General features: G+C 70.9%; 25 protein-coding genes. 7 read left to right on the top strand and 18 right to left on the bottom strand.

What is annotated here, in order from left to right:
* Positions 1 to 286 precede the first annotated feature (286 nt).
* On the bottom strand, positions 287 to 1,396 hold the full coding sequence (locus AB0J64_RS51035) for a hypothetical protein (RefSeq protein WP_364044597.1): 1,110 nt from the start codon (positions 1,394 to 1,396) through the stop codon (positions 287 to 289).
* A 177-nt stretch (positions 1,397 to 1,573) separates the two neighbouring features.
* Between AB0J64_RS51035 and AB0J64_RS51040 the strand changes: the two genes are divergently transcribed.
* Positions 1,574 to 2,590, top strand: coding sequence for a tyrosine-type recombinase/integrase (locus AB0J64_RS51040; RefSeq protein ID WP_364044600.1), 1,017 nt, complete (start codon positions 1,574 to 1,576; stop codon positions 2,588 to 2,590).
* 148 nt (positions 2,591 to 2,738) lie between these two features.
* Here the strand turns inward: AB0J64_RS51040 and AB0J64_RS51045 are convergent, their stop codons facing one another.
* From AB0J64_RS51045 to AB0J64_RS51075, 7 genes are all read right to left on the bottom strand, one after another.
* Positions 2,739 to 2,978 (bottom strand): hypothetical protein, encoded by a 240-nt coding sequence (locus AB0J64_RS51045; RefSeq protein WP_364044603.1) that lies wholly within the window; start codon positions 2,976 to 2,978, stop codon positions 2,739 to 2,741.
* A gap of 757 nt (positions 2,979 to 3,735) precedes the next feature.
* Positions 3,736 to 4,338: a hypothetical protein gene (locus AB0J64_RS51050; protein WP_364044606.1), complete on the bottom strand. Its 603-nt coding sequence runs from the start codon at positions 4,336 to 4,338 to the stop codon at positions 3,736 to 3,738.
* Positions 4,339 to 4,385: 47 nt separating this feature from the next.
* Entirely contained in the window at positions 4,386 to 4,841 is a 456-nt protein-coding gene (locus AB0J64_RS51055; RefSeq protein ID WP_364044609.1) for a hypothetical protein, read from the bottom strand.
* A 719-nt stretch (positions 4,842 to 5,560) separates the two neighbouring features.
* A complete protein-coding gene (locus AB0J64_RS51060) occupies positions 5,561 to 7,660 on the bottom strand; it encodes an ISAzo13 family transposase (RefSeq protein WP_364044612.1) in 2,100 nt (699 codons plus the stop codon).
* 36 nt (positions 7,661 to 7,696) lie between these two features.
* Complete coding sequence (locus AB0J64_RS51065) at positions 7,697 to 8,110, bottom strand: cellulose binding domain-containing protein (protein ID WP_364044615.1); 414 nt, start codon at positions 8,108 to 8,110, stop codon at positions 7,697 to 7,699.
* A gap of 101 nt (positions 8,111 to 8,211) precedes the next feature.
* A complete protein-coding gene (locus AB0J64_RS51070) occupies positions 8,212 to 8,517 on the bottom strand; it encodes a hypothetical protein (protein ID WP_364044618.1) in 306 nt (101 codons plus the stop codon).
* Positions 8,517 to 9,527 carry an MBL fold metallo-hydrolase gene (locus tag AB0J64_RS51075; RefSeq protein WP_364044621.1) on the bottom strand — a complete coding sequence of 337 codons (1,011 nt, stop codon included), beginning with the start codon at positions 9,525 to 9,527 and terminating at the stop codon, positions 8,517 to 8,519. Before AB0J64_RS51075 ends, AB0J64_RS51070 begins: the two co-directional genes overlap by 1 nt.
* Before the next feature lie 93 nt (positions 9,528 to 9,620).
* On the opposite strand from AB0J64_RS51075, the gene AB0J64_RS51080 reads away from it, so the two are divergent.
* The 3 genes from AB0J64_RS51080 to AB0J64_RS51090 are packed head-to-tail and all read left to right on the top strand — an operon-like array spanning position 9,621 to position 11,775.
* Positions 9,621 to 9,824: a hypothetical protein gene (locus AB0J64_RS51080; RefSeq protein ID WP_364044624.1), complete on the top strand. Its 204-nt coding sequence runs from the start codon at positions 9,621 to 9,623 to the stop codon at positions 9,822 to 9,824.
* Positions 9,811 to 11,205, top strand: a complete 1,395-nt coding sequence (locus AB0J64_RS51085) for an amidase (protein ID WP_364044627.1) — start codon at positions 9,811 to 9,813, stop codon at positions 11,203 to 11,205. The genes AB0J64_RS51080 and AB0J64_RS51085 overlap by 14 nt, the downstream gene beginning before the upstream one ends.
* A gap of 9 nt (positions 11,206 to 11,214) precedes the next feature.
* Positions 11,215 to 11,775, top strand: coding sequence for a TetR/AcrR family transcriptional regulator (locus AB0J64_RS51090; RefSeq protein WP_364044630.1), 561 nt, complete (start codon positions 11,215 to 11,217; stop codon positions 11,773 to 11,775).
* Between the two features lie 25 nt (positions 11,776 to 11,800).
* Here AB0J64_RS51090 and AB0J64_RS51095 read toward each other — a convergent pair whose 3' ends face one another.
* The 3 genes from AB0J64_RS51095 to AB0J64_RS51105 form a co-directional block, all read right to left on the bottom strand.
* Positions 11,801 to 12,415, bottom strand: coding sequence for a TetR/AcrR family transcriptional regulator (locus AB0J64_RS51095; RefSeq protein ID WP_364044633.1), 615 nt, complete (start codon positions 12,413 to 12,415; stop codon positions 11,801 to 11,803).
* A gap of 631 nt (positions 12,416 to 13,046) precedes the next feature.
* The gene (locus AB0J64_RS51100; protein WP_364044636.1) at positions 13,047 to 13,544 is read right to left on the bottom strand and encodes a hypothetical protein; all 498 of its coding nucleotides are present in this window, start codon (positions 13,542 to 13,544) and stop codon (positions 13,047 to 13,049) included.
* Positions 13,545 to 14,599: 1,055 nt separating this feature from the next.
* Positions 14,600 to 15,718: a carboxylesterase family protein gene (locus AB0J64_RS51105; protein WP_364044638.1), complete on the bottom strand. Its 1,119-nt coding sequence runs from the start codon at positions 15,716 to 15,718 to the stop codon at positions 14,600 to 14,602.
* A 179-nt stretch (positions 15,719 to 15,897) separates the two neighbouring features.
* Between AB0J64_RS51105 and AB0J64_RS51110 the strand changes: the two genes are divergently transcribed.
* Positions 15,898 to 16,575 (top strand): FAD-dependent monooxygenase, encoded by a 678-nt coding sequence (locus tag AB0J64_RS51110; protein ID WP_364044641.1) that lies wholly within the window; start codon positions 15,898 to 15,900, stop codon positions 16,573 to 16,575.
* 336 nt (positions 16,576 to 16,911) lie between these two features.
* Entirely contained in the window at positions 16,912 to 19,725 is a 2,814-nt protein-coding gene (locus AB0J64_RS51115; protein WP_364044644.1) for an alpha-N-acetylglucosaminidase C-terminal domain-containing protein, read from the top strand.
* Between the two features lie 36 nt (positions 19,726 to 19,761).
* On the opposite strand, the gene AB0J64_RS51120 is transcribed toward AB0J64_RS51115, so the two are convergent.
* A complete protein-coding gene (locus AB0J64_RS51120; RefSeq protein WP_364044647.1) occupies positions 19,762 to 20,253 on the bottom strand; it encodes a GNAT family N-acetyltransferase in 492 nt (163 codons plus the stop codon).
* Positions 20,250 to 21,119 carry a dienelactone hydrolase family protein gene (locus AB0J64_RS51125; RefSeq protein WP_364044650.1) on the bottom strand — a complete coding sequence of 290 codons (870 nt, stop codon included), beginning with the start codon at positions 21,117 to 21,119 and terminating at the stop codon, positions 20,250 to 20,252. Before AB0J64_RS51125 ends, AB0J64_RS51120 begins: the two co-directional genes overlap by 4 nt.
* 102 nt (positions 21,120 to 21,221) lie before the next feature.
* On the opposite strand from AB0J64_RS51125, the gene AB0J64_RS51130 reads away from it, so the two are divergent.
* A complete protein-coding gene (locus tag AB0J64_RS51130) occupies positions 21,222 to 22,187 on the top strand; it encodes a helix-turn-helix domain-containing protein (protein ID WP_364044653.1) in 966 nt (321 codons plus the stop codon).
* A gap of 9 nt (positions 22,188 to 22,196) precedes the next feature.
* Here the strand turns inward: AB0J64_RS51130 and AB0J64_RS51135 are convergent, their stop codons facing one another.
* The 5 genes from AB0J64_RS51135 to AB0J64_RS51155 all read right to left on the bottom strand — a co-directional run bounded on the left by AB0J64_RS51135 (position 22,197) and on the right by AB0J64_RS51155 (position 26,404).
* Positions 22,197 to 22,409 (bottom strand): hypothetical protein, encoded by a 213-nt coding sequence (locus AB0J64_RS51135; RefSeq protein ID WP_364044656.1) that lies wholly within the window; start codon positions 22,407 to 22,409, stop codon positions 22,197 to 22,199.
* Between the two features lie 114 nt (positions 22,410 to 22,523).
* Positions 22,524 to 24,002 (bottom strand): MFS transporter, encoded by a 1,479-nt coding sequence (locus AB0J64_RS51140; RefSeq protein ID WP_364044659.1) that lies wholly within the window; start codon positions 24,000 to 24,002, stop codon positions 22,524 to 22,526.
* Between the two features lie 51 nt (positions 24,003 to 24,053).
* Positions 24,054 to 24,908, bottom strand: coding sequence for an alpha/beta hydrolase (locus AB0J64_RS51145; protein ID WP_364044662.1), 855 nt, complete (start codon positions 24,906 to 24,908; stop codon positions 24,054 to 24,056).
* A 150-nt stretch (positions 24,909 to 25,058) separates the two neighbouring features.
* Positions 25,059 to 25,994 carry a CU044_5270 family protein gene (locus tag AB0J64_RS51150; RefSeq protein ID WP_364044665.1) on the bottom strand — a complete coding sequence of 312 codons (936 nt, stop codon included), beginning with the start codon at positions 25,992 to 25,994 and terminating at the stop codon, positions 25,059 to 25,061.
* Positions 25,994 to 26,404: an RNA polymerase sigma factor gene (locus tag AB0J64_RS51155; protein WP_364044668.1), complete on the bottom strand. Its 411-nt coding sequence runs from the start codon at positions 26,402 to 26,404 to the stop codon at positions 25,994 to 25,996. The genes AB0J64_RS51150 and AB0J64_RS51155 overlap by 1 nt, the downstream gene beginning before the upstream one ends.
* Positions 26,405 to 26,820: the final 416 nt, after the last annotated feature.

Consider the following 26,820-nt stretch of genomic DNA (forward strand, 5'->3'; position numbering starts at 1 on the left):
AACCGAAGCCGCGCTCCCCGCTACAACCTGGGGAAAGTCAACAAGCGGCCCACGTCCCTGACCACCAAACGCGATCTCGGACCTTAAAGAACAAGCTAAGTTACTCGCGGGTACCGCCAACGGCTGTCCGCAGGTTCCTCAACCCCGATTCCGCCGCTTCACGTGACGTTCCGCGCAGCATGAGCTGGCCGGTACTGGTTCGGCGAGGCGCTTCCCTGCGCTGGCAATCTCGACGACGAACAGGCCGTAGACGTCACGAGGAAGCCAATTCAGCCGCGCGATGTCTTCACTCTGCTGGTCGAGGCGCATCGGAAGGCAGGGCGGCCAGGTCAGGGTCATCGGGTGGTGCGACGGTTTCCTGCTTGTGCAGCAGGGCTTGGGCAACCGCCGCGGCGGTGGCGGCCTGTGCCCACTGTTGCTCGGCGACTTTCAGCGCGGCCGCGAGCTCGGCGAGTTCGCCTCGCAGGCGTTCGGTCTCGCCGAGGGACGCGGCCCTGGCTTGGTCGGCGAGGATGCGGGCCTGCTCGGCCACGGCGGCCGCGGTGACGGCTTGCTCGCGCCGCTGCTGTTCGGCAGTGAGCGCCCGGCGCAGCCGGGCGGCCTCCTCGGCGTGTGCCCCGGCCATGCCGCGAGCCTGGTCGCGTTCCTGCTCGGCTTTCCGGGTCCGGGCTTCGTGTTCCTCCAGCCGGCGACGGAGGCCGGCGAGCTCGTGCTGCTGGTCGCCGGCCTGCTGTTCCAGCTCGGCGATGCGGGCGGTCGCGCCGGCGTGCAGCTCGGTGAGCTCGGCGGTTCGCCGGCGGGCGGTGTTCCGGTCGTGCTCGGCTTGGCGCTGCTGTTCGGCGGCGTCGGTGGCGAGCCGCTCGGCCTGGGCGCGTGCGGTCTGGTGCTCGCCGACCTGGCGCCAGGCCTCCTGCTCGCGCTCCTCGGCACGGTCGCGGGCGGTCTCGGCCTGGGCGCGGGCCTGTTCGGCGGCGGCGATGCGGGTGGCGGCGGTGTTGGCCGTGGTGGTGGCGCGCTGGTCGGCCGCCGCGGCGGCGGCGCGGGCTTCCTCGGCGGCCTGTTCGGCGGCCTCCACCTGGGCCAGCGCACCGCCGCTGAGCTCGGCCAGCTGGTTGCGCAGCGCCTCCTGGGCGGCCTGCCACTGCTCGCCGGCTGCCAGCAGCGGCGCGAGCAGGTCCCCGGCTCGCAGCAGCGCGTTGGCCACGGGGGCGGCGTGCGTGGTGGTGCGCGCCCGGTAGGCGGCCGCCCGGCAGGCGTCGCTGCAGTACTTGGCGCGGCTGCTGCGCCCGGGCAGCGCCTTCGCGCAGCCGGGGCCGGCACACCGCAGCTCCTCACTCACCTTGCCGTCACTTCCGGCCGGTACGTCGGCCGCCGCGGTTTCCTGATCGTTCGCCACGAGGAGCAGATTAGCGTTCGCACCGTTCGATCGCACCTCATTCGTACGTTCGCAAACGCTCAGATCGTATGGCTGGCCCGCGATAAGCTGACTTATCAAAGGTCAGGCATGACGGCGGCAACTCAAACGAAAAAGGGGCACAAAACGGACATGACGTATGACGGCGCATTGCGACCCGTGACCGAACCCCCCGCCGCCCCGCTCACCGAAGCCCCCACCGGCCACGCAGGACACAGCGTGGCCGACTTCGCCCTCAGCGAGGAAACACGACGCCTGATCTCCGAAGGCGTGCCCGCCAACACCCGCCGCGCCTACGCCCGCCAGTGGGCCACCTTCACCACCTGGTGCGCCCAGCGTGGCCGCCAGGCCCTGCCCGCCACCGGCCAGACCCTGGCCGAATACACCGCCCACCTGTGCGCCGCCGAACAGGCCCCGGCCAGCATCGAACAGGCCCTGGCCGCCGTCCGCACCATGCACCGCCTGTCCGGCCACACCGGCCAGCCCGCCACCGAAGCCGCCCGCCTGGCCCTGCGCGCCTACAAACGCCAGCGCGCCGAAGCCGGCGCCCGCGGCCAGCGCGAAGCCCCGCCCATCACCATCGACGCCCTGCGCGCCATGGTCACCGCCTGCGACCTCGACACCCCGATCGGACGCCGCGACCGGCTGCTACTGGTACTCGGCCTCGCGCTGATGGGCCGCCGCAGCGAACTCGTCGCCCTCACCCACGAAGACGTACGCGAGGTCGACGACGGGCTGGAGGTGACCATCCGCACCTCCAAGACCGACAAGAACTCCGACGGCGAAACCATCGCCATCCCCCGCGGCAGCCACCCGCTCACCGACCCCGTAGCCGCCTGGCGCGACTGGCTCCACGTCCTCGACCAGGCCGGACACACCACAGGAAGGCTGCTGCGCCGCATCAACCGGCATGGCACCATCGGCCCCTCCCTCGGCGCCGACGCCGTCAACACCATCGTCCGCGACCTCGCCATCCGCGCGAACGTACCCTCCGCCGACACCGTCACCGCGCACAGCCTGCGCGCCGGCGGCGCCACTGTCGCCTACGCCGCCGGCGTCCCCGTCGCCGTCATCGCCAAACACGGCCGCTGGGCCCCCACCTCACCTGTGGTCCTGCGCTACATCAGAGCCGTCGACCGCTGGCGCGACAACGCCATGCGCAACGTCGGTCTCTGAGCCCCTGCAGGGTCCAGCGGCCTCGCACAGTCGACATGCAAGCTCAGAGCAACGGAAGAAACCACCGCTATGGGCTACTTTGTCCCGCCCTGCGTACTGCAAACTTATGAACAACCCGCTGCATACGTGTGACGAACGCCCGTGCAATTTACGTGGCTAGTCCCATCTGCACGACCGCCGGTTCGGTGACGGTGCGCGAGGCCGCCGAGGTGAACGCGGTGGCGTAGTCGGTAACGTGAGCGACGTCCTTGAGCACGTCCAGCAGGTCAATCAGGCCCCACCGGCGGGAGATCTCCGCCTTGAGCGCCCTCAGGCCCGCCGGCTCCTCCTGCTTGCCCAGCGGCGGGACGCTGATCCACGGCTCACCCTTCTTCCGGGTGATCTTCACGCCGCCGGTGCTTGCGGAGCGCCTTGTCCAGCCGGTCGAGGGCGGCGGTGTGGCGGCGCTGCAAGTCAGCTGAGGGTTCCGAAGGCCAGGGTTTCGGCTGTGGATGACCGTGCCCCGGCGTGGGCCGGATTGCCTCTCACGGTGCCCCACAGCGCTGACCTGCGAGTACGCCGTTCCGGAAACGGCGCAGGCCCCCGGCGCGGCCCATGTCTGCCGTCCTCCGGCGCCACCCCTGATTGTGGCGGTGAGGGGCGCGCGCGGCACTTCGCCGAGGGTCTGTGGGAACGCACCCGTACGGCCCGCCGCCTGAAGACCGTCGTGGCCTACCGGTACGGCCTCGACTTCAACCCGTCCCGGCCCTTGGCGGCCGAGGTCGCGGAGGCGGCCGGCCGCCGATCAGCGGCGGCGCGGGTGGCGGGTCACGGACCCCGTGCTGCTGCGGCATCTCATCTGGATGCCGCAGCCCTGGTGGCGCAGAGCCTGGAGGTGGCGCCGTTCGCCAAACTGCTGTTCTCCTCGGACGCGTGGGGTCCGGCCGAGTTGTACCATCTCGGAGCGGCGCCGGGCGCCGGGCGCTGGCGCGGGTCCTGGGCGAGTTCGTGGCCGACGGGGAATGGTCGGCGGGGAATGGTCGGCGGGCCAGGCGGCGCGGGTGGCGGCCATGGTGGGCGCGGGGAAAGCCCGCCGCGTCTACGACCTGACCGTCCTCAGGCCCTGACGCCGTCCCGCTCCAGGGGCCGGGGGCGGTCCCACGGTCTCACTCCTTGATCGACAACCGCTGGACGTCGGCGTCCTCAAGCTGGACTGGGTTGTCCGGCATCGCCGAATACGTGCCCGCCGAGGTGACGACGTACTTCGCCTGCTCCGGGTTGAGGAGCGAGGCCGGCGAGTCGGGATAGGTCTCCAGGAACAGCATGTACGTGACGCCCGTCTTCAACGGCGTCGCGTCCGCCTCCTCGTACGTCACGCCGTCCAGCGTGCCGCCGAGCTCCTTCACCTGGATGACCTGCCCGACCCGGGCCAGCCCCTTGCGCACCTTGACCACCTCGACGGAACTGACCGTCATGACCGTGGGTGGCGCGGCGGGCGGAGCCTCCGCGTCGGGCGTGGCCCCGGCGTTCGGATTCAGCTGGGGGTCGGTCTCGGTGTCGTCGTCGGCCGGTTCGACCTCCGTCATGACCCGTTTGGTCCCGGTCAGCCGGCCCTCGATCACCAGCTTCGCCCCGGCGAACAGCGCGTCTGCGCTGTCGTACGTCGGATAGTCGGCCGCGTAGACGACGTTCTTCTCCTCCGCCGCGCAGGCGGACAGCAACAGCACAGCCAGGGCGGCCACCCCGAGCCGCCGCATTCGAGCCTTCATCGACTTCGACTCCCGTTCTCCTCGTGAATGTCGTCGGGCGGGGCCGGTCAGTAATAGGCGTTGACGTCCGAGACGTCATGCGACTGCGGTTTGGTCATCGTGTCGCGATTTCTACTCCGGTTCATGATGGAGGTGGTGCTGTTGTGCGCGAGATTGAGCGCGTGCCCCAATTCGTGCACGAAGACGCCGGTCACGTAGTTGGAGAAATTGATCGCGTCCCGGTTGATGGTGCGGCTGTTCAGCTTGATGTACAGGCAGCTGTCGCCGCATCGGGTGTAGTGCCCGTACCAGGTGTTCCGGTACGACTTCGCGGTGATCGTCGAGCCGGCGTTCCGGTTCTTGTAGATGTTGGCGGGGGAGGACGTGGCGTTCCAGTTGGCCAGCGCCTTGTTCATCGGCTTCTGCCACGTGTCGTTGTAGTTGTAGGGTTCGATGCCGATGCTGGCGATGAGCTGGCCCGTCCCGTTCCAGTGTGCGGACGCGGGGGTCGCGCTGATGCTCACGCAGACGATGCCGGCGAGAGTCGCGGCCAGCAGTCGCGAGGCTTTTCTTTTCGCGTTCCGGGCGCGGAGGTCTGACAATGCCACGTTCCACTTCGATTCTTCTCGGGCAGGGCGGAACAGCGTGACGGGTGGAGGAATTGCGTGGTCACCGGTCGCGCCCGGACGGGCGGCCGGCGCGGTTTCGCCGAGGCGTTCTTACTATGGGCGGTTCACGTCGGCGGAAACCGTTTGCACGCTGTGACGGTACTCGACGCGCAGTTATACGCACAAGATCAACGCAGAGTTCCGGAAACCATCGTCTCCGTCATATCGGCCGGTCCTCCCAGGTGCGCGGAAACTGCCCGGACGTCGATCCTGAAAAATCGCTGTGAATCCGCGGCCGTGGCGTTCGGCCGCGGGACCCGGGGGCCTGAGGGCATGGAGTGCCGGAGCGTCCAAGGAAGCTGACGTTCTGGGCCAGGGTGAGCCGGTCGGAGTAGTTCACGGTGGCGGTCGAACGCCGCATGCAGGCGCGCCACGCGTCCGAGCAACGCGAACACGTCCGTTTCAGCAGCCGGCAGTCTCGCGAGCGTTGGCGCCGATGTCGCCGTTGCCGAGCCAGAGCCCGTCCCAGAGATGCCCGGCCGGCTGCCGGAGTCCCCACCGGCTCCGACGAAGGCGGCCATCATGTTGCGGTCACGGGCTGGTACACGTCAGGGACGGGGTGGAGCCGTAAAGAATCAAGGTGTCGATTCTGTGACACGTGGGACATCGTCGTGCGGTGTGACGGAGTTCAGCAGCGCGTCGGCGCTGGAGTATCGGGTTGCGGATCGGGTGACTGCGTAGCCGGTCTCCTCCAGCAGCGGGCGGACCCAGATCTTGGCGTTGCCGATAGTGCGTCGGCTCACTTGAAACAGTTCGGCGACGACCTGCCAGGTGCAGACTTTGCGCATGCCGAGGATGACCGCCAGGACGCGCTCGGCGTCGGTGATTTTCTCCTGGAAGATGCCTCCGCGGGCGCCGGCCTGCCGGTCACCGCCGCGCTGGCGATGCTTGCGCTGCTCGGCCTCGGCGGCCTGCCGCAGCGACAGCCGCTCGATCAGTGCGGCCAGTTCCGGGCGGCTCATCCCGGTCAGTGCCGGATCTCCGAGCAGCGCCAGCCGGTTCGGTCGTGTCGGGACGGTGTTGCTGTCCAGGAAGTCGCGGAGCGCACCGGCGCTGGTGAAGCGCAGCACGGTGGGTTCGATCTTGAGTTTGCGGGCGGCCAGGAGCTTGCCGGTCTCGGTGACCGCCTGACCGATCGGCGGCTGGCTGATCTCGAGCATCTCCGACAGGACGCGCTGGGAGCAGATCTGGCGGAGATAAACGATGGCGATCAGGACCTTGTCGGCGTCGGTGAGCAGGGGGCGTCCGTGGTTGGCCTTGGCCTGTCGGCGTGGGCCACCGCGGATTTCGAAGTTGCGCTGCTCGGCCAGGGCCGCCTGCCCCGATGCCAGGGACACGGCCAGCTCGTTCAGCTCCTCTCGGCTCATCCCGGTCAGCCGGGGATCGGCCAGGGCGTGCAGGCTTTCGGACCGGATGCGCGCCCGGTCGTCGCATAGGGGCAGGTGCGGGTTGCCGTCTGCCGGGCCGATCGTGTAGTTCCAGGCGCCGCGCTCGGTATGCGAGACGATCGGCAGCATGCTCATCCGCTCGGCGGACACCGACACGCCCAGCGGGTAGGCGTTGGTGTCCAGTTCGGCCGCGACGGTCAGCCCGGTGCGGGTGCGGGTCGCGGCGATGCTGTTGACCACGACCTCGTGGCTGGTCAGGGGCCTGCCACGCCAGTTCATGGTGATGTGCGAGAACAGCCGGTGCTCTATCTTGTTCCACTTGCTGGTGCCGGGCGGAAAGTGGCAGACGGTCACCGCCAGCCCGGTCTCGGCGGCGAAGTCGGCCAGCTCGGCCTTCCATAACCGGTAGCGATAGCTGTTGGAGCCCCCGCAGTCCGCCGTGATCAGCAGCCGGTTCGCGTTCGGGTAGTCCAGGCTGCCGCGGCCGCGCCACCAGCGCCGGATCGACTCCACCGCGAACGCCGAGGTGTCGTGATCGATCCCGACGTTCACCCAGCCCGTGTCGTTGACCACGTCGTAGATCCCGTACGGGATCGCGTGCGGCACGTCCGGGCCGGTGAAGAAGAAGCTGTGGTCCTCGACCCGAACCGGATCGCCCTTGGGCCGCCACTGCCGGCCGGCGTTCGGCAGATCGCCCAGATGCTCCTTCTTCTTCGTGTCCACGCTGATCACCGGCTCGCCGTCCGCCTGATGGGCCTTGACCTGCTCGTTGATGTAATGGAATTGCGCGTCCCGGTCCGGATGCTGCTTGCCTTCCAGCGTCTTGGCATTGGCCTGCAGGCTGAAGCCTTGTTCCTTCAACAGCCGGCCCACCGTCGGCGCCGAGACCGGGTGGCCCCGCCCGGTCAGCTCTTGGGCCAGATCGCGCAGCGACTTGGTGGTCCAGCGCAGCGGCGACATCGGATCCCCGCGCTCATCCGGCTCCACCAGCGCCAGCAGGGTTGGCACCAGACCCGGGTCCTGAGCTTCGGCGGCCTTGCGACCTCCACCACGACGACGGACGCGGCCGTCCGGCAGCGGATCCCCGCCGGCCTCCAGCTCGAACACCCCGGTGCGGACCGTAGTTTCGGACACTCCGGCCACCGCCGCCACCGTCCGCACCCCACCATGTCCGAGCAGCCGAGCCTCCTGCCCCATCACCAGACGCCGCTGCCGCTCGTTCAAATGCGGAAACAGCACCCTGAACCGCGAGACGAGCTGATCGCGGACCTCGCTCGGTATGCCCATACCAAGTCAACGAGTCCAAGATCGAAAAGCAACGCCTTATTTCTTGACGGCTCCGGTGGACGGGGCACCGTTGCCAAGAAAGCCGAACGTGGTCGTGCCGGAGGCCGGGATCGAGGCGTTGTACGAGGTGTTCGACACCGTCACCGCGGAACTGTTGCCGCTCAGGGTGCCGTTCCACAGTTGGGAGATCGACTGACCGCTGCTCAGCGTCCATCTGACGGTCCACCCGTTGACCGCCGAGTTGCCTGCCTTCACCGTGACCTCGCCCTGGTAGCCGCCCGACCACGAGTTCACAGTGCGGTAGTTCGCAGTGCAGGCGCCTGTGGCACTGGGTGACCCTCCTCGACCCGGAGGGCAACGAGTTCTGCGTCCTGAGTGAGCGGAAGAGCTGAGCGGAGGCCGGGCAGTTGTCCGGGGCCCCGACGTCCCACACAGCAACACGGACAGCATTGATACGGAAGCCGGATGGCGGTGGCGCGGCGCGCGCCGTGCTCGGTCCTGTGGCAGCCAAGCACGGCTGGGGTTTCTCCCCGGAGGCGGGCCGGAGCCGTTCACTGGACGAACTCGCCGCTGGGGGCGATCCGGTCGAAACCATGAGGCTCTTGAAGGTACGCCGCTGTACGACCTGATCGCAGCTGGTCGATACCGGGGACGAACCGGTCGGCTCGCGCGGCATGGCCCTGGTAAGCGTCGCGGTGGACGGCTGGCGGACAAGGCTCTCCACGGCGCGCACCTGCAGCTCGACCAGCCACCACGAGCACGACGAAGGCCTCGGGCACCATCGGAGCCAGCCCGGCACTGGTGATGATCATCGCATTGCGGGCGACAGCGAACGGACCGTCGATCCGGTCAGGCATCAGGAGTGCGGGACCGATTCCGGGCAGACCCGACGTCCATCCACCGACGATCCCGTCGTCACAGCGCTCGGATCATCGAGATCGCGCCGGGCGTGACGGACGAGAGCCCTGACTTCCTGCTGTGACGGCGCCCCCGGCGTCCCCGGCCCCTGGATCGCGGCCGGCGGCCGAGTCACCAGGGTGAACGTGTCCCCGTCCCACTCCACTCGGCCGCCGGTGGGCGGGGCGAAGTGGCTGCCCAGGAGCAGGGTGCCGGTGCCGGCCAGGGTGGCGAGCAGGCGGCGCCGGGTGGCGACCGCCTGAGGAGGGTCGACGTCCACGCAGCTCGTGATGGCGGGGTGGCGCAGTTGCACCGGGTGGTGCACGCAGTCGCCGGTGATGAGGGCCGTGCCCGCCCGGACCGCGACGTGGCCGGGGGTGTGGCCGGGGGTGGGGTCGAGCCGTACGCCGGGGGCCACCTCCACGCCGCCCGGGGGCACGTCCACGAGGTCGAGCAGGCCGGCGTCCCTGATGGGGTGGACGGAGTCGCGGAACATCGCCCGCCTGGGCTCGTCCATGTCCACCGAGGCCCAGTAGTCCCATTCGGCGCGTGAGGTCACGTACCGGGCGTTGGGGAAGGTGGGGGTCTGGTCCGGCAGGGTGTTCCAGCCGACGTGGTCGGTGTGCAGGTGGGTGAGGATCACCAGGTCGATGTCGCCGGGGGTGTAGCCGGCGGCGGCCAGGCGGCTGAGGTACGGGGTGTTCAGGTCGTGCCAGGCGGGGTTGGCGCGTCGCTTGCCGTTGCCGATGCCGGTGTCCACGAGCACCCGCAGGCCGCCGGTGGTGAAGGCGAAGCTGTGCGTGGACAGGCGCAGCGTGCCGGTGTCGTCGGCGAAGCCGTCGCGGAGCCATGGGGTGTCCCGTACCAGGCCGGGAGTGGCGTCCGGGAGCAGCCATGGACCGGTCGGCGCGGGCAGCTCCGTCTCGTCGACGCGGTGGATGGTGAGGTCGCCGGCCGTCCAGGAGGTCATCGGAGATCCCTTCTAAAGCGAAATGTTTGCGTTAGTGGACTCTACCCTCCTATAGTCCCTTAACGCGAAAAGTTGGCTTTAAGGAGCTCTCTGATGACCGACCGACTCACCGCCCGGGAGGCCGCCCGCTGGGCGGCTCGCGCCGGCCTGCCACTGAGGGAGGAGCGCCACGCCGTCGTGGCCGCCACCGCCGACCACATCGCCGCCGTCGTGAGCACGCTGCGCGACCTCGACCTCGGCGAGACCGCCCCCGGCGCCCCGCCCGCGGGATGGGAGAGCGCCGATGTCTCCCTTTGAGCTGACCCTCGCCGAGGCGTCCGCCGCCATCGGCCGCCGTGAGCTGTCCCCGGTGGAGCTGACCGAGTCCGTGCTGGCTCGCCTGGAGGCCGTCGAAGGCCCGCTCGGCGCGTACGCGGCCGTGGTCGCCGACTCCGCCCGCGCAGGCGCGGCCACGGCCGAGCGTGAGATCGCCGCCGGCCGCCAGCGCGGGCCGCTGCACGGCATCCCGTACGGGCTGAAGGACCTCATCGACGTGGCTGGGCTGCCGACCGGGGCCGGCTCCCTGGCCAGGACGGGCCACGTGGCGACCGCCGACAGCGCCGTGGCCGCCCGCCTGGCGCGCGCCGGAGCGATCCTGGTGGGCAAGACGCACACGCACGAGTTCGCGTACGGGCTGACGACGCCGCAGACCCGCAACGCCTGGGACCCGCGCCGGATCGCGGGCGGATCCAGCGGCGGCTCGGCGGTGGCCGTGGCCGCCGGGACCGCGCTGTTCGCCCTCGGCACCGACACCGGCGGCTCCATCCGGGTGCCCGCCGCGCTCAACGGCGTCGTCGGGCTCAAGCCGACCTACGGGCTGGTCTCGCGGCACGGCGTGGTGCCCCTGTCCTGGTCGCTCGACCATGTCGGGCCGATCACCAGGACCGTGGCGGACGCCGCGCTCGTGCTGCCCGTGCTGGCCGGGTACGACCCCAGGGACCCCGCGAGCCTGCCCGCCGCCGCCTTCGCGCCGGCGCCACGCGAGGACCTGCGGGGCCTGCGCGTGGGAGTGCCGGTCAACCACTACTTCGAGCACGTCGCCCCCGTCGTCGAAAGCGTCGTACGGGCGGCCATCGACCGGCTGGCGGGCCTCGGGGCCGAGCTGATCGACGTGGAGATCCCCCACTCCCGCCACGTCCAGGCCACCCAGTGGGGGCTGATGGTGCCGGAGGCCACCGCCTACCACGAGCCGACCCTGCGTGCCACGCCGGAACGGTACGCGCCCGACGTGCGCGTGCTGCTGGAGGCCGGGGCGCTGATTACGGCGGCCGACCACGTACGGGCGCGGCGGGCGCGCACGCTCATGCGGCAGGCGTGGGCGAGCCTGTTCGAGCGGGTGGACGTGATCGCGGCGCCCGCGGTCCCGATGACCGCCGTACCGGCCGGGCAGGAGAGCGTGGCCTGGCCCGACGGGACCGTGGAGGCCGTCTCCGACGCCTATGTACGCCTCAGCGCGCCCGCCGACATCACCGGCGTGCCCGCGCTGACCCTCCCGGCCGGCCACGACGAGTCCGGCCTGCCGATCGGCCTGCAGCTCATGGGGAGGGCGCTGGGCGAGGCCACCGTACTGAGCGCCGGGCAGGCGTATGAGGCGGCCCACGGTCGTGCCGGGGTCCTGGCGCCGGCCCCTGCTCATTAACATCGGGGCATGAGTCGTAAGGCGATGGCCCGTCCGGGGGGACGCAGTGCGCGCGTGCAGGAGGCCGTGCACGCCGCGGTGCGGGAGCTGGAGGCCGAGCAGGGGCGGGCGGCGCTGACCGTCCCGGCCATCGCGGCCAGGGCCGGGGTCACTCCCTCGACCATCTACCGGCGCTGGGGTGACCTGCACGAGCTGCTGTCGGACGTGGCGGTCGAGCGCCTGCGCCCCGAGGCGCCGCCGGCCGACCACGGAGCCCTGGAGGCGGATCTGACGGCCTGGGCGGAGCACTTCCTCGACGAGATGTCCTCCCCGCCGGGCCGGGCCTACATCCGCGACGCGCTGCTCGGCGATCCCGACGGCACGAACGCGGGTCAGTGCTCCGCCTACGCCGCCGGCCAGGTCGAGGTCATCCTCGACCGGGCGCGGCGGCGCGGCGAGACCGCGGTCGGCCTGGAGACGGTGATGGACCAGGTGGTGGCGCCGATCATGTACCGGATCCTGTTCCGGCCGGAGGGGCTGGGGCCCGCCTATACCCGCGAACTGGTGCGTACGGCCTTGGCGATGGCCTGAGAGGCGGATGGCGGGGAATGGGATGTCAGGCGGTCAGGCCGGCGCTGACCAGCCAGATGTGCTCGCAGGTCGCAGACACCTGTCGCAGCTTCTCGCGGGACTCTTGCGAGGCCTGGTAGAAGGACCGCTCGATCATCCAGCACAGGGCGGCTGCCATCGCTGACGCTTGTTCTGGTTCGTTGCCCGCCTGAACGCCGGCTCGCTCCAGGACGGCGGTGATGGCCGCGATGAACAGGTCAGCTGTGCGGCTCCACAGCTCGCCGATCTCCGGCACGGTCAACGACAGGTCGATCGCCGTACGAAAGACCGGGCCGTGCTCGTTCCACAGCTCGACCGTGCGCCGCATGGCTGCCGCGATGGCCTGGCGCGGCTCCTCGCTCTGCGCGGTGACCCTGGACCGCTCCCACAGGTGCTCGACGGTCCGGGCCACCAGTGCCGCGACCACTTCCTGCTTGGAGCCGAAGTAGAAGTACAGGGCACCGCGTGTGATGCCGGCACCCTGGGAGATGTCGCCGACGGTCATGGTGTCGTAGCCCTTCTGCACCAGCAGGGCTTCGCAGGTGTCCAGAATGGCCCGCTCCCGGACATCGCCCTTGCGCTCGATGGCGCGCCGGCTCCGCGGGGAGTGGTGGCCGGGCATCAGAGCCGGGCACCTTCGGCGAAGTCGGTCGTACGGGACAGCGCCCCCATATGCGGATGTCCTCGTCCACAGCCGCGCGGGCGGCGGTGACCAGTCGTAGAGCGTCCGAACCCAGGACAAGGTGGGCCGGCGGCCGGTCGGCCGACGCGATGCGCACGACGGCCTCCCCGGCCTTGGCCGGATCGCCCAACTGGTTCCCGCTGGCCTTCTGCCGCGCCGCGCGGATGGGATTGAACAACTCGTCGTAGTCGTCGATGGTCCGCGCGGCGCGAGTCATGGACCGGCCGGCCCAGTCGGTACGGAAGGAGCCGCTCTCTTCAGGGACCCGGCATCATGATCGGGTGGACAGACTCTTAGTGAGTTGACCGAGCAACTGGGGGCCGAGGAGGAGCGGTTGCCTCGTCTGGTGGCCACGCGCAGCGTCCTAGCCACCTGCGGCGGTGACATGCCCGCGGCGAACAGCCCGACAGCCTCCAAACGCACCTGTTCACGCTTGGCCCCCGCCGGGGTCAGACCGCCGCCATCCGGATAACGCATCCCTCTGGCATACTCCCGACCCCCGCCCCGAGCAGACAACCGTGCGGTGGCACCTCAGACTTTCAACCTCTGTCGTGTGCACTGCGTGCTGAAATCAGGAGCCACCCAAAGGATCTCGTAACGAGAAGGATTCCGGGTCATCGTTCTCGAGCACCCGCCTGGCGTCCGTGGATACTGCGGCGAGCAAGGCCATGGCACGTGCGTGTTCCACCGTACGCGGTGGATGCCGGAGCGCCCAGCGCAGCACAATAGCGCCCTCAAGCGATCGACAATACGTTTCTGCGCTTGATGTCTCCACCTCCGTCCACTCCTGTAGCGCACGCTTGGGATCCGTGAGCGATTCAATGAGCTCTACATCCATCTTTCGTATGTCGAGACGCAGCCGCCCGTCTTCCGCCCGGCCGAGGACCACCCCGCGCACCTGCTCACCCACGGGGGGCCAAGCATTGGCCTCGACACGAATGTGGGCTATGTGTGACCGGTCCACGAAGCCTCGTTCGCCCGCGGCCGACCGGATGATCAGACCGTACGGCCGGTGGCCGACTACCATGGCGTCCACCAGTGAATATTTTGGAGACATGACAGTTTCCATGGCTGATCGTCCATTCAGATCGGCGTGTCCCTGACATCATATAGTTGCTCCTGTTCCATGCGAAAGCCGCAGGACCGGGCTCACGTCGCCTGCACGCCGGACACCGCCTGGCCAGTAGACGGGTTTCCGCCAGGCTCATCACGAGGGCACTGGAAATACCTCGGTTTCAATGTCACCATGTCTTTTCGACGCGTCAGCAGAAATTCACTCACATTCGTCTTTCCGATCCCTACCTGACGCCCCTTGGACGCCTTTTCCTCCTCGCTCACCACGACGGTTCTCAGCCAACGCACCATGAGGCGGTTTGACACCCCCCCGCAGGGCGATGCCGAAGGCCCACAACCTTCATCTTTCACATAACACCGCTTCCAGGATGATTTCCTACAAATCGACCCCTTTCGCGTTCAGGACGCAATCCAACAACGAGCCCATCGCCACCATCGCCCTGCCTCAGACGGTAGGACGTGCTTTCGCATGCGACCAGGCCCGAATCACGAAACCCTAGCTCACCCACTCCCTCAGAAGGAGCCGCACCCGAAACGATTTGGGCACTGGCGCGTGCTGTCCCGGGAAGCGTGGTAGTCGACTCGTGGTGGTTCCGGCTGCGTGACCTGCTGCACGCGAAGGCCGGGATCGAGAGCACGCGAACCGACGGGACCGTGGAAGTCTGGTGCGATGTACCCGCCGAGGTCGCCAGGGAACGTTTCGCGAGTCGACGGCGAAGCGCCCTCTACCAGGACGAGCGGCGCCTGGCTGACGACTGGCAGACGTGGGCGGCGAAGGCTGAGCCGCCGGGCCTCGTACCCACCGTCATGGTCGACACGAGCCGACCCGTTGACTGTGTCCGGTTGGCAGCGCAGATCAACCATCACACGACGCGGCAGAACCCCACCAATGCCTGGTGCACGCCCGAGAGGTCTTCCGCCGAGCGAGTCTCCGGCTCATCATGATCGCGGCCAAGCGGGCCGGGTGTCGCCTGGCTGTACGCCAATGCGCGCTGTCCCCGATGAGCAGGTGAGTGGCAGCGTCGCGGTCGTGGGAGCCGACCCGGACAGTTACGGGAGATCGAAGGGGGCCGGGGAGTGGCCTCCCCAGATCCGGCGGGATGCCTGTTCGGGGTAGGGCAGAGTCTTCGACTCGGTGTCCAGGACGCGGGTGAGGTGCTCGCCGGGCCGGTGGGCGGGCCAGCCCGCGTCGCCGGTGGTGACGAAGCGGACCCATGCCTCCTGGAGTTCGCGGGAGAGCGCGACGGCCTCGGGGGTGGGCTCCTCGCCGATGAGCTGGGTGCCGACGGGGCTGTCCAGCGTGCCGAACGCCAGGGGCACGTCGAGGCTGTGGCAGGCGCCCAGGATGCCGCCGAGGGCCGGGGCGGCCCAGCACAGTTCGAACAGGTACGAGGTGCCGCCGGCTGCGGCGTTCGCCTCGGCCAGCTGCTGTGACGGCATGCGGAAGAGGGCGTCGGCGTACACCGTCTCCACCAGCTCCTCCGGGCCTGCCTGCGGGAACGCGGCACGGTAGGCCCGCGCGCCGTCAGGCTGCGGGGCGTGCAGTTCCAGGGCTGCGTGGGCGTCCTGCTCGGTGAAGGTGCCGTACCGTCCGCTCACGACGCTGAAGTACCGGAATTCGTCCCGGGTGTGGCCGACGAGCAGTTCGGTCCCGCTCGCGCGCGCGCCGGTCAGCGCGGGCCAGGGCGTTTCCGGCAGGACCTCGCCGTCGACGACGGGACACAGCGCGGTGCCGGTCTCCGTGAGGCGTCCCCAGCTCTCCCGGTACGCGTGGAGGCCGGCGTTGAAGGAGGTGAGCTCGGCGGCCAGGTGCCATGGGTCGAGGTCGCGCAGGGCCTCGGCGGTCGGGGCCGCCGCGCCGAGGCGGTCCGCGAACGCGGCGGTGACCTGCCGTGCCAGCGCGGGGGTACTGTGCAGCCCCGGCACCGAATGGGCGATGGCCCGCCGGAACAGGCCGCGCGCGGACTTCATCGTCAGCAGGGCGGCGACCGAGCCCGCCCCGGCGGACACCCCGCCCACGGTGACCCGGCCGGGGTCGCCTCCGAAGGCGGCGATGTTGCGCTGCACCCACTCCAGCGCCGCGATCTGGTCGAGGAATCCGCAGGTGGAGGAGACGCACACCTTCACCGGTGAGGTGATGTTGTCCCGGGCGAGCGAGGCGCTGCTCACCCCCGTGGTGCGCTGACTTGGACGCGATGTCGTCCACGGCACCCGACGAGGCCGTCCGCGCGCTGGTCGATCGCCTCTTCGAAGTGTGGTCCAGCCCGCGGGGACGGCGCAGCCAGGAGCCTCGTCGAGGCACATCTCGACTACTTCCTCACGTGCACCATGACCAGGGAGGCGACGTCATGACCGTCCACGACACCCAGGTGCTCGTCGTGGGAGCCGGGCCCACGGGGCTGACCGCGGCGATCGAGCTGCTCCGGCAGGGTGTGGACTGCATGCTGATCGACGAGCGGAGCGAGCCCGCACGGTACTCCCGCGCGCTCGTCCTTCAGGCCCGCTCCCTGGAGCTGCTGCAGATGCACGGCCTGAGCGACGCGTTCGTCCGCGAGGAGACCGTGGACGCCATCGTCCCCTATCCGCTGCGCATCGGGAGCCCGCAGTGGATCACCAGGTTCCGCGCCCAGAACCGGCTGCTGACCACGTACAGGAACGGCAGGATGTTCTTCGTCGGCGACGCGGCGCACCTCTACATCCCCGTGGCCGCCCAGGGCATGAACACCGGCATCCAGGACGCCTTCAACTGGAAACTGAGCTTCGTGTGCCGGGGCCGGGCGCCCGAGTCGCTGCTCGACAACTACGACGAGGAACGGCACGTCATCGGCGAGCGGACCCGCAAGCTCTCCGACCTGCTCTTCCATCTGTTCATCAAACAGGCCCGCTCGGCGAGTACCGGCACACGGCGCTGTCGAAGGCGCAGCGCTCCGGCGGGCTGCCGAAGAGCGCGATCAACGCCGGCGACCGGGTGCCCGACCTCGACCTCGCCGACAGCGGCGGCCTCGGCGTCCGCCTGTACGACCTGATGCGCACGCCGGGATTCGTGCTCATCGGGTACGCCTCCTCCTGCACCTCCAGCCGGAAGAAGGAGGCCATGGCGGCCGAGCTGTCCCGGCTGCAGGATCGTTACGCCGGTTCGCTGCGGTGCTTGATGGTGCTGGGCAAGGGGCTGTCCAGCCAGGGGGACGTCCCGACGTTCCTCGACGCACGGCGCGAGGTGCTGCACCAGCTCGGCGCCCGACCGGGTGACGTGTTCCTGGTCAGGCCCGACGGCTATCTCGCCTTCCGCGCCGGCGACCCGCGCAGGCTGCCGGGGCTGCTCGGCTCCTGGCTGACCGCGCCCGCCGCCGGCGGCGAGGTCCGTGGAGCTCGGCCGCCGGATGGCCGACCGCCTGCGCTCGCTGGGCATGGTCCCGGTGCTGCCCGGCTACTTCGGCACCGTGCCGGCGGACTTCAAGTCCCGCAACGCGGCCGCCAACACGATCCCGCAGGGAACGTGGAACAAGCTGGAGCGCCCGCACTGGCTCGACCCGACGAACGCCGTGTTCGCTCGCGTCGCCGCGAAGTTCTACCAGGTGCAGGCGGAGCTGTTCGGCGACAGCACGATGTACAAGATGGACCTGCTGCACGAGGGCGGCAAGGCCGGGACGGTCGATGTCGCGGCGGCCTCCAAGGCGGTGCAGCGGGCGCTGAACACCGCCCACCCCAAGGCGTTGTGGACGATCCTGGGCTGGCAGGCGAACCCGCTGCCGGCGACGTTGCAGGCCATCGACCGCAGCAAGATGTTCATCGTGGACGGCATCAGCGAGGAGCCGGGCATCACCGACCGGGACAAGGACTTCTTCGGCACCGGGTACGCCTTCGGCACCATCTGGAACTTCGGCGGCCACTTCAACCTCGGCGCCAGGCTGACGGTCTGGAACGAGAAGTTCCACGCCTGGCGTAACAAGGCCGGCACGGCGATGAACGGCATCGCGCTGATGCCCGAGGCCATCGACAACAACCCGGCCGCGGTCGCGTTCTTCGCCGACCTGCCCTGGCAGGACGGCCCCGCCGACCTGCGGCAATGGTTCGACGAGTACGCCACCGCCCGCTACGGCGGCGACGACCCGCACGCCAGGGCGGCCTGGCGGATCCTGCTCGACACCGTCTACAGCTGGCCCGCCGGCGCCGACACCCGCCACGTGACCGGCCTGTACGACGACGAGCCCGGCCTGGCGAACACCGGCTACCCGCTCCAGTACGACATCGCCGCCTTCGACCGCGCGCTCGACGAGCTGCTCCAGGTGGACCCGGCCCTGCGCGGGTCGGGCGCCTACCGCTACGACCTGGTGGACGTCGCCCGCCAGGTGCTGGCCAACCACAGCCGCCTGGAGCTGCCGCAGATCCGCGCCGCGTACCGGGCGAAGGACCTCGGCCGTTTCGAGCGCCTGACCGGGCAGTGGATGGACCGCATGCGGCTGATGGACCGGCTGCTCGGCACCGACCCGAACTTCCTGCTCGGCACCTGGCAGGCCGAGGCCCGCAGGCAGGCCGCCACCCCCGCCGAGGCGGCCGTGCTCGACCGCAACCTCAAGTCGCTGGTCACCCTCTGGGCCACCGGCACCGATCTGCAGGACTACGCCCGCAGGGAGATGAACGGCCTGGTCGGGCAGTACTACGCCAAGCGGTGGCAGCTGTTCTTCGACAGCCTGAAGGCGGCGCTGGGCGCGGGCAAGGAGTACCCCGACCCGATCGACTGGCAGGCCGTCGCCAGGGAGTGGGCCGGCGCCGGCACCGAGCTGGCCGCCGAGCCGGGCGGCGACGCATACCTGGAGGCGAGCCGGGTGGCCGCGCTGTCGCAGGGCGCGGTGACCGTCGGGACCGACCGCAAGGGCGTCAAACCGGGCGGGACGGTATGCGTCACCGCGACCTTCGCCAACGGCAACACGCTGCGGCCCGCCGAGAACGTCGCCGTCCGGCTCGACGCCCCGGACGGTTACCAGGTCCAGCCCGCCTCGCCGGTCACGGCCGGTCAGGTGGAGCCGGGCGGCACGCTGACCGCGACCTGGACGGTGACCGTTCCCGCCGCCGAGGCCCCTGGCGGCAGCCCGGAGCTGGGCGTCACCGCCTCGTGGGGCGCCGGTGACGACGTACGGCAGGACAGGGCCGCGACGCGGCTGCTGATCGCCGGCGCCGCCCCGTCCTCGTACCGGACGATGTCGAGCACGCAGGCGGAGTTCGCGCCCGCGAGCGGCGGGGTCGCGATCGCGGCGGGCGGCGCGGACCTGTGGCGGGCGACCAACGAGCTGGCCGCGGCCTACCGCAAGGACGCCCTGGCCGACGGCAAGCAGCTCACCAGCACCGTGCAGCGGCAGGACGGCGCGGCGGACTGGACCAGGTCCGGGCTGGTGGTGGGCAACGACCTGGCCGTCCCCGGCTCCACCGGCTACGCGAACATCGCCGTCACGCCCGGCCGCGGCTGCGTGTTCGGCTGGGACTCCGACGGTGACGGGCAGCTCGACTCGTACAGGGAGGCCGGCGGGTTCGCCCCTCCCGTACGGGTGCGCATCGGCAAGTCCGGCGACCGGCTCACCGGCTCCTGCAGCAGCGACGGCAAGAACTGGGCCGTGATCGGCTCGGCCCGCGTCCCCGGCGCCGGCGCGGCGCTCGACGCGGGGCTGTTCGTCAGCGCCGCCAACCGGCACACCGGCCAGGAGGCGATCGCCGTGCTGACCGATCCGGTGGCGGCGGCCTCCACCGCGCGCGACGGCTCGCGGGACACGGTGCAGAGCCTGCGCAAGCCGGTCAAGGCCCTGAGCTCGGAGCCGAACAGGAACCCCGAGTACGCCAACGACGGCGACCGCGACAACTCACCGTACTTCTCCAGCCAGATGGACTGGGACACCACCTGGTGGCGGATCGATCTGGGAGCGGTCAACGACCTCTCGCGCGTCAACGTGCGCACGTACGTCTCCGGCGAGCGGTACTACGAGTACCGGTTGGAGGGCAGCCTGAACGGCACCGCCTGGTACACCCTGGGCGGGCGCCGCGGCACCCGGGCCGCCACCGACGCCGGGGACACGATCACCCTGGAGGCCAGAGCCCGGTACCTGCGGGTGGTCGGCACGTACAACAGCGCCAACCTGGCGTTCCACCTCACCGAGGTCAGCGCGTACGGCACGCCGCGAAGCTGATCCCCCGCGCCCTCGGAGCCGCTCGCGGCCGGGGGCTCACCGGTGTGGGGTGAACCCCATGGACTCGTACAGGCGCCGGGCACGAACGTTCTCCTCCGTCACCGCGAGCGACAACAACCCGTGGCCCTGCGCGCCGAGCGCGTGCATCGCCGCTTCGACGAGCCGCCGTCCCAGCCCCCGGCCGGTGTGCGACGGCGCGGTGAAGACGAACGCCAGCAGCGGCACGTCCTTCCAGACCGTCACCAGCGCGGCGGCCACAGGCCGCCCGCCATCCTCGGCGACGAAGGACGCGGCGGGCAGGAAGGGCCCGTAGGCGCCGGTGAAGGCCAGCCGGATCTCCTCCGTCGCCGCGGCCACGCTGCCTCCGGCGTCCTCTTCGTCGGGCGTTCCCCGGTAGGCCTCCCACATCAGCTGCCCCAGCGCCGGCAGGTCGGCCTCCACCGGGTGCCGGAAGTCGTGAGCCGGTACGTTTTGCGGCAGGCGCACGTCGAGACGCGACCGCCGGGGAGCCACGGGAACCTCGGTCATCCTGACAGTGTCCCCGGCCGATCCGCCCGTCCTCGCACCGGCCCCGCTGTCACGGAATCCTCGGACGGGCTCAGGCGCTCGGTCAGGAAGGCGAGGATCTCGTCCCTGGCCCGCACGGTGGGATGCCCGTCCTCGTCCACGAGGTGGGCGGTGACGACGCTGTGCGGGGTCTCGACCACGTCGGCGAAGAACGGCGGCGGGCTCGGGTTCGCCGAGCCGCCCGGCAGGACGCGGCCGTCGAAGGCGTCGCCGAGCAGCGCCCGGTAGGCGGCGAAGCGCTGGCCGGTGCACCAGCGGTCGTTGTCGAAGCGGTAGGCGAGCACCGTCAGCCCGTCGCGGGTGACACGGTCGCGGACCGCGCGCGCGTCCTCGTCGCCGAGTTCGAGCCCGGCGGGGTCGTCCAGCGGCAGGGACGGGTGGTTGACCACCGGCGCGATGACGGCCGGTTCGAGCGCCATCGTGAGGGCGAAGTTGCCGGTGAAGCACAGCCCGATCGCGCCGACTCCCGGGCCGCCGCATTCGGCGTGGGCCTGGCGGGCGAGCCCGCGCAGCCAGGCGGTGACCGGGCTGGTGCCGCCCCCGGCGAACGCGCGGAACTCGGCGCTGACACACGCGCGGCGGATGATCTCGGTGCCGTCCCCGGCCGTGGGATAGGCGCCGTCGGCTCCGAACAGGGAGGGGACATAAACGGTGAAGCCCGCGTCCCGTACCCACCGCGCCAGCCTCAGCACGTCAGGGCTGATGCCCGGCATTTCCGGCATCAGCACGACGGCCGGTCCTGAGCCGGCGACGTACACCGTCTTGACCACCCCCTCCACGTCGGCGGATCGGCGGGAGAAGTCGGTGATCGGGTCGTCAGCACTCATGGGTGACAGCCTGAACCATGGGCCCCACGCCGGGTAAGAGGCGAGATCGCCAGGTATACGGGTAATCTCGCCATCGGGAGCCATGGGGAGGAGGTGGATGCTTTGGGTGCGTTGCGGGTCGCGGTCCTGGCCTATCCGGGGTGTTTCGCCTCCGAGGTGTTCGGCGTGCCCGACCTGCTGACGATGGCCACGCACGTCGCCGGACCCGGCGGTCCCGGGTACGAGGTGTCGATCGTCTCGCCGCGCCGCCGCGTCCTCGCCTCGGGCGGTGCGGCGCTGGACGTCTCGCCGCCGCGCGAGGCGGACGTCCTGCTCGTGCCGGGGTTCGAGCTGGCGCCGGGCCTGGACGTGGACGCCAGGCTCGCGCCCCTGGCCCCCGAGGTCGCGGCGATCGGCTCGTACGCCGCCGCGGGCACCGCCGTCGTGGCGATCTGTGTCGGCGCGTTCCTGCTGGCCGAGGCCGGGCTGCTCGACGGGCGCCGCGCCACGACGGCCTGGCTCCTGGCCGGCGAGCTGGCCCGGCGCTGCCCGCGCGCCGACGTACGGCCCGAGCTGCTGGTCGTCACCGACACGGGGGTGACGACGACGGCGGCCTTCAGCGCCATGTACGACTTCGCGCTGCACCTCATCCGCCGGCACAACGGCGACGGCGTGGCCCGTACGACCGCGCGCGTGGCCCTCGTCGACGACGCGCGCTCGTCCCAGACCCCTTACATCGACGGGCGCCTGCTGCCGCGGCCAGGGAACGCGTTCTCCCACCAGGTCATGCGCCGGCTCGACCAGAACCTCGCCGCCCGCTACGACCTCGCCGCCCTGTCGGCCGCGTTCCAGGTCAGCACCCGCACGCTGCTGCGGCGCTTCGCGGAGGAGACCGGGCAGAGCCCGCTGGAGTACCTTCAGGCGGCGCGAGTCCGCCGCGCCCGCCACCTCCTGGAGACCACCGACCGCACCGTCGCCGGCATCTCGGCCGCCGTCGGGTACGCCGATCCCGGCACGTTCGCCGCCCTGTTCGCCAGGCACACCGGACGCCGCCCCAGGGACTACCGCGCGGCCTTCCGCCGCGGCTGACGTGTCACTTCACGGCCACAGCTCCAGCGGCTCGGCGATGTGCTCGCCCGCCAGGAACAGCGGCAGCAGCTCGGGCAGGGCGCGCGGATAGAACCGTTCGCCGCCGGCCGCCACCTCGGCGACCGGCCACCACCGGAAGCCGAAATAGTCCTGCCGCTCGAACTCGAGCCGCTGCGACGTGTCGAGGCCGGGGCCGGGGACGTCGAGGCGCACGCGGACCACGACCTCGTGCTGCAGCCGCCGGGCGCCCCGGTAGCGGAAGGAGCTGTCACGCCGCCAGGTGGGAGCGCCGATCTGTGCGGGAACGGCATGAATGCCGGTCCTGCGGGTGCTCTCTCAGCGTGCTTCCTTGGGTGCGCGGGCGAGGGCGGCGAGGGCCAGGCCGGCCAGGGCGACGGCGAGCAGGACGGCGTACGTGTGCTCGAACCCCCGCGTCAGCTGCCCGACCGCCACCGGCGACAGGGCGGCCAGGGTGCCGGCGCTCACCTGGGCCCGCAGGTGCTCGTCCACACTGCCGGTCAGGACGCTGAGGGACAGCCCGACGCTGATGACGATCCCCACATTCATGATCATCATCCGGAGGCCGTTCACCACGCCCAGGCTTCCCTGGGGCACCGCCCGCATGACCTCCGTGGTGTTCCCGGTCATGAAGGCCCCGCTGCCGCATCCCGCGACGAGCAGGCCGGCCCCGATGATCCAGTACGGCGCCGACGGGTCGATGCCCAGCATCAGCACGCCCAGCCCGGCCGCGCTCAGCAGCGCCCCGCCGACGGACAGCGCGTACGACGACACCCGCCGTCCCAGCAGCCCCGCCGCAGGAGAGGCGAGGGCCATGCCGACCGGCAGCGGCAGCACGCTCAGCCCGGCGTCGAACGCGTCCAGCCCCCTGACTGCCTGGAAGTACAGGGCGACGATCAGGATGAGCGCCGAGCGCGCCAGCGCGTTGCAGAACGAGGCCAGGTTGGCGCAGGCGAGCAGCCGCCCGCCGAGCAGCCGCAGGTCCAGCACCGGGTACGCGGCCCGCCGCTCCACCAGCACGGTCACCGGCACCAGCACCGCGAACACCACCAGGCCGCCGATCACGGCCGGGCTCGACAGCCCGCCCGAGCCCGCCTCCGACAGGGCCAGCAACAGCGCCGACAACGCCGCGAACACCAGCGCGTTGCCCAGCGCGTCCACCGGCCGCCGCGGCCCGCGAGGCATCCGGCGCAGCGTCACGGCCGCCCACGTCAGCGCCACGAGCCCGGCGGGCACGTTCACCCAGAAGATCCACTGCCAGCCGGCCGTCTCGGCGATCAGCCCGCCCAGCGTGGGCCCGGCCAGCTGCGCCACCGACAGGGTGCCGATGTAGACGCCCATGCCCTGGCTGAGCCGCTCAGGCGGGAACGCGTCGGTGAGGATGACGGTGCCGTTGGCCAGGACCATCGCCGCCCCGACCGCCTGCACCACCCGCATCCCGACCAGGAACCACACCCCGGGAGCGAGCCCGGCCAGCAGCGAGGCGGCCGTGAACAGGGCCAGGCCCGCCAGATACACCTCGCGCCGCCCCACCAGGTCGGCCACCCTGCCGAAGAACACCAGGCTGGCCGTGTTGACCAGCAGGAACGCCAGCAGGATCCAGCCCGACTCCAGCGCGCTCGCGTGGAAGTGCCGCACCACCGAGGGCAGCGCCACGTTGAGCGTGCTCCCGGCGACCCCGATGAGGATCAGGCCGAGGCTCGTGACCGAGCACACCCTCCAGGCGTACCGCATCCGGGCCTGATGGCCGGGCGCGTCCGGAACCACCGCCGCCCGCTGACCGCCGATCGCCTTCATCTCAGCCCTTCCCTATGTACGCCCACCTGAACTTTGCGACACCGCGGCTGCTCAGCCGGGATGGCGGCCGAACCAGTCCAGCATCAGCCCGGTCACCATCTCCGGAGCCTCCCGGTGCGGGAAGTGGCCGAGCGCGGGCAGGATCCTGCGCTCGTAGGGGCCGCTGAACCCGGGTGCCTCCTCCGCGGCGTACCTCGTGGTGAAGTCGCTCTCGCCGAACAGCGACAGCGTGGGCACCTCCGTCGCGCCCACCGGCACGGTGCGCTCCCGCTGGGCGCGCCACAGGGCGCGGTAGTAGGCGAGCGCGTTCTTGATCCCGTCCGGCGCGGCCAGGGTGCGCTTCACCCCGGCCACATGGCCGGGGTCATGGAAGTTCGGCGACCAGGTACGCCACAGGTAGTCGACCATGGGCAGGCCCTCGACGGGCACCGCCCAGTCGGCGCTGTCGGACTGGAAGAACCAGAAGTGGAACAGCCGCTGGACCAGCTCGGGGTCCTTGACGCCGCTCAGCACGGTGTAGGGGTGGGCGGTGTTCATGACGACGGCGGCCTTGATCGGGGCCGGATGGGTGACGAGCGCCGCGTGCGTGGCCGTCCCGCCCCAGTCCATGCCCACGACGTGCGCTCTCCCGTCCGGGCTCAGCGCGCCGATCAGGGCGGCCACGTCTTCGCCCAGCGTACGAGGGTCGTAGGCGCCGTCCGCCGGTGCGCCCGACGGGGCGTAACCCCGCAGGAAGGGCGCCACCGCCCGGTAACCCGCCGCGGCGAACCGATCGAGCTGCCACGTCCAGGTGAAGGCGTTGTCGGGGAAGCCGTGCAGGAAGAGGACGAGCGGCCCGGCGCCACGCTCCAGGTAGGCGAAGTCGATGGCGTTGGCCCGCACCCGGCGGATCTCATCCCGGGACATGTCCCCTCCGATCGTGCCGCCCCGCACCGTTGCGGTGCGGGCTGAACAGCGCGGCGTTCGGAAGGCTAGGGCGCGCGAGCCGGGCCGCACATCTGTCACGTGACCAGGCTGCGGAACTCCGTTGTTTGAACCGCCTGGGTTCCGCCGCGTTCAGGAGCGCCGGCCGGGCTGGTCCACGATCCTGGCTTCGAGTTGCGCGGTCAGGTTCACCGTGCCCGCCTTGCCGTCACCGGTCTGTAGCTGGGTCGAGTTGGTGCCCAGGTAGCGGAAGCTCCGCGGGTCCAGGACGAGCGAGTTCCGCGCTCCCGGGCCGATGAGGCTGAACGCCACGCCGCGTCGCCCGTCGGCGACGGGCACGTCGCGGGTCATCGTGATGCCCTTGATCGCGGGCAGCCCCCGGAAGAGCGCGGCCCGCACCTCGGGGGCGAGCCACTGGTCGGTGATGAGCTGGTTGATCTCCATGAACAGGATCTGCGGCGGGACGTGACCGTTCAGCTCCCCCGGCCCCCGGCGGTCCTCGTCGAGGATGGCCGCCTCGATCCTGGCGATCACCCCGGCCGGGGTGACGGGCGGTTCGGCCAGCTCGGCCGGGTCCATGACCGCGCTGTCCTGGAACATCAGCCTGCCGTCCTGGTACCAGGCCGACCGCCTGCCGTCCACGCTGGTCCACCGTTCCCAGGTGGCGTTCCGGTCGCGGTCCGGGTCGCCTTCGACCCCGTCCATTTGCAGCTCCTTCGTGTAGAGCCACTGGGTGGGGCGCGGGGCGGGCGCCGGGTCGTTCTCGGCCGCGCCGGCGGCGCGCTCGCCCAGCTCGGCCACGCCGGCCACCGGCGCCATGTCCGGACGGTCCCCGAGCGTCACGGCGGCCACGCCGACGACCAGGGCCAGAGCCGCCGCCACCGCGATCCTCCGGCCGAACCTGCCCGCACCGAACCTGCCCGCACCGAACCTGCCCGCGCCGGACGCGGCCGGCCCGCGCGCGGCCTCCGGCTCGCGGATCGCCGTCATCAGCCGCGCCCTGGCGGCGGCTGCGGCGTCGCCGGTCATCGCCGGGGTGTTCCGGCGGAACTCCTTCAGCCCGTTCATCACAGCTCCTCATCCCCCAGGACGTTCCTGGCCTTCTTCCGCGCCCGGTGCAGCCGTGACCGCACCGTCCCCACAGAGATGTCCAGCGCCCGCGCCACCTCCTCGTACGACAGGTCCTCCCACGCCACTAGCAGCAGCACGTCCCGATGCCCGCGGGGCAGCGACGCCAGCGCCCCCGCCAGCTCACGCTCCCTGTCCTGCGCGGCCACCCGGTGCGTCACGACGTCGTCCAGCGCCTCGGGCAGCGGGTCCACCCCGGTACGGCTCAGCGCCCGCAGCAGCCGCTCCTCCTGGCGCCGGTGCCTGGCGATCAGCGTGGTGGCGATGCCGTACAACCAGGGCCTGGCCAGCGCGAACGACGTGTCGTACGTCCCGCGCCTGCGGAAGGCCGCCAGGAACGTCTCGGCCACGATGTCGTCGGCGGCCTGCGTGCCGAGCCGCGTACAGATGGATCTGCCGGGCGTAGCGGTCGAACAGCGCCGCGAACTGCTCTGGGTCGTGCGCCGAACGACGGATCAGCTCTCCGTCGTCGATCTCGACCATCTCAGCGCTCAACGCCTCTCCTTCGTGAATGGATATCGCATCGTGCTGTCTCCCGAAGAGCGTCAACGGGTTCCCCGGAGCCGCCGGGCATCTGCCGCGGGGGCTGAGCCTCGTCAGGACCGGTTCCCTGCCGATCGCCGGCTGGCGGGCGGAACTCGGCGGTCACCGGCTCGGTGCGACGCCTCCGTTGAGCTGCCGGACGAGCCCCACAGCATGGACACAGGTCGGATGACGGATGCGGCCGCGCGTCCGGCCGCCTCACACTGACAGGCAGCCACCAGCC

Source organism: Nonomuraea sp. NPDC049695 (assembly GCF_040674955.1).
Taxonomy (GTDB): domain Bacteria; phylum Actinomycetota; class Actinomycetes; order Streptosporangiales; family Streptosporangiaceae; genus Nonomuraea; species Nonomuraea helvata.

What these genes read in the sequence shown, in the direction of transcription:
- AB0J64_RS51060 (WP_364044612.1), bottom strand. Translation starts at nt 7,660, where the DNA reads ATGGGCATACCGAGCGAGGTCCGCGATCAGCTCGTCTCGCGGTTCAGG.
- AB0J64_RS51145 (WP_364044662.1), bottom strand. Translation starts at nt 24,908, where the DNA reads ATGTCCCGGGATGAGATCCGCCGGGTGCGGGCCAACGCCATCGACTTC.
- AB0J64_RS51120 (WP_364044647.1), bottom strand. Translation starts at nt 20,253, where the DNA reads ATGACCGAGGTTCCCGTGGCTCCCCGGCGGTCGCGTCTCGACGTGCGC.
- AB0J64_RS51065 (WP_364044615.1), bottom strand. Translation starts at nt 8,110, where the DNA reads ATGCTGTCCGTGTTGCTGTGTGGGACGTCGGGGCCCCGGACAACTGCC.
- AB0J64_RS51085 (WP_364044627.1), top strand. Translation starts at nt 9,811, where the DNA reads ATGTCTCCCTTTGAGCTGACCCTCGCCGAGGCGTCCGCCGCCATCGGC.
- AB0J64_RS51150 (WP_364044665.1), bottom strand. Translation starts at nt 25,994, where the DNA reads ATGAACGGGCTGAAGGAGTTCCGCCGGAACACCCCGGCGATGACCGGC.
- AB0J64_RS51070 (WP_364044618.1), bottom strand. Translation starts at nt 8,517, where the DNA reads ATGCCTGACCGGATCGACGGTCCGTTCGCTGTCGCCCGCAATGCGATG.
- AB0J64_RS51100 (WP_364044636.1), bottom strand. Translation starts at nt 13,544, where the DNA reads ATGGAAACTGTCATGTCTCCAAAATATTCACTGGTGGACGCCATGGTA.
- AB0J64_RS51095 (WP_364044633.1), bottom strand. Translation starts at nt 12,415, where the DNA reads ATGCCCGGCCACCACTCCCCGCGGAGCCGGCGCGCCATCGAGCGCAAG.
- AB0J64_RS51050 (WP_364044606.1), bottom strand. Translation starts at nt 4,338, where the DNA reads ATGAAGGCTCGAATGCGGCGGCTCGGGGTGGCCGCCCTGGCTGTGCTG.
- AB0J64_RS51110 (WP_364044641.1), top strand. Translation starts at nt 15,898, where the DNA reads ATGACCGTCCACGACACCCAGGTGCTCGTCGTGGGAGCCGGGCCCACG.
- AB0J64_RS51075 (WP_364044621.1), bottom strand. Translation starts at nt 9,527, where the DNA reads ATGACCTCCTGGACGGCCGGCGACCTCACCATCCACCGCGTCGACGAG.
- AB0J64_RS51125 (WP_364044650.1), bottom strand. Translation starts at nt 21,119, where the DNA reads ATGAGTGCTGACGACCCGATCACCGACTTCTCCCGCCGATCCGCCGAC.
- AB0J64_RS51090 (WP_364044630.1), top strand. Translation starts at nt 11,215, where the DNA reads ATGAGTCGTAAGGCGATGGCCCGTCCGGGGGGACGCAGTGCGCGCGTG.
- AB0J64_RS51080 (WP_364044624.1), top strand. Translation starts at nt 9,621, where the DNA reads ATGACCGACCGACTCACCGCCCGGGAGGCCGCCCGCTGGGCGGCTCGC.
- AB0J64_RS51140 (WP_364044659.1), bottom strand. Translation starts at nt 24,002, where the DNA reads ATGAAGGCGATCGGCGGTCAGCGGGCGGCGGTGGTTCCGGACGCGCCC.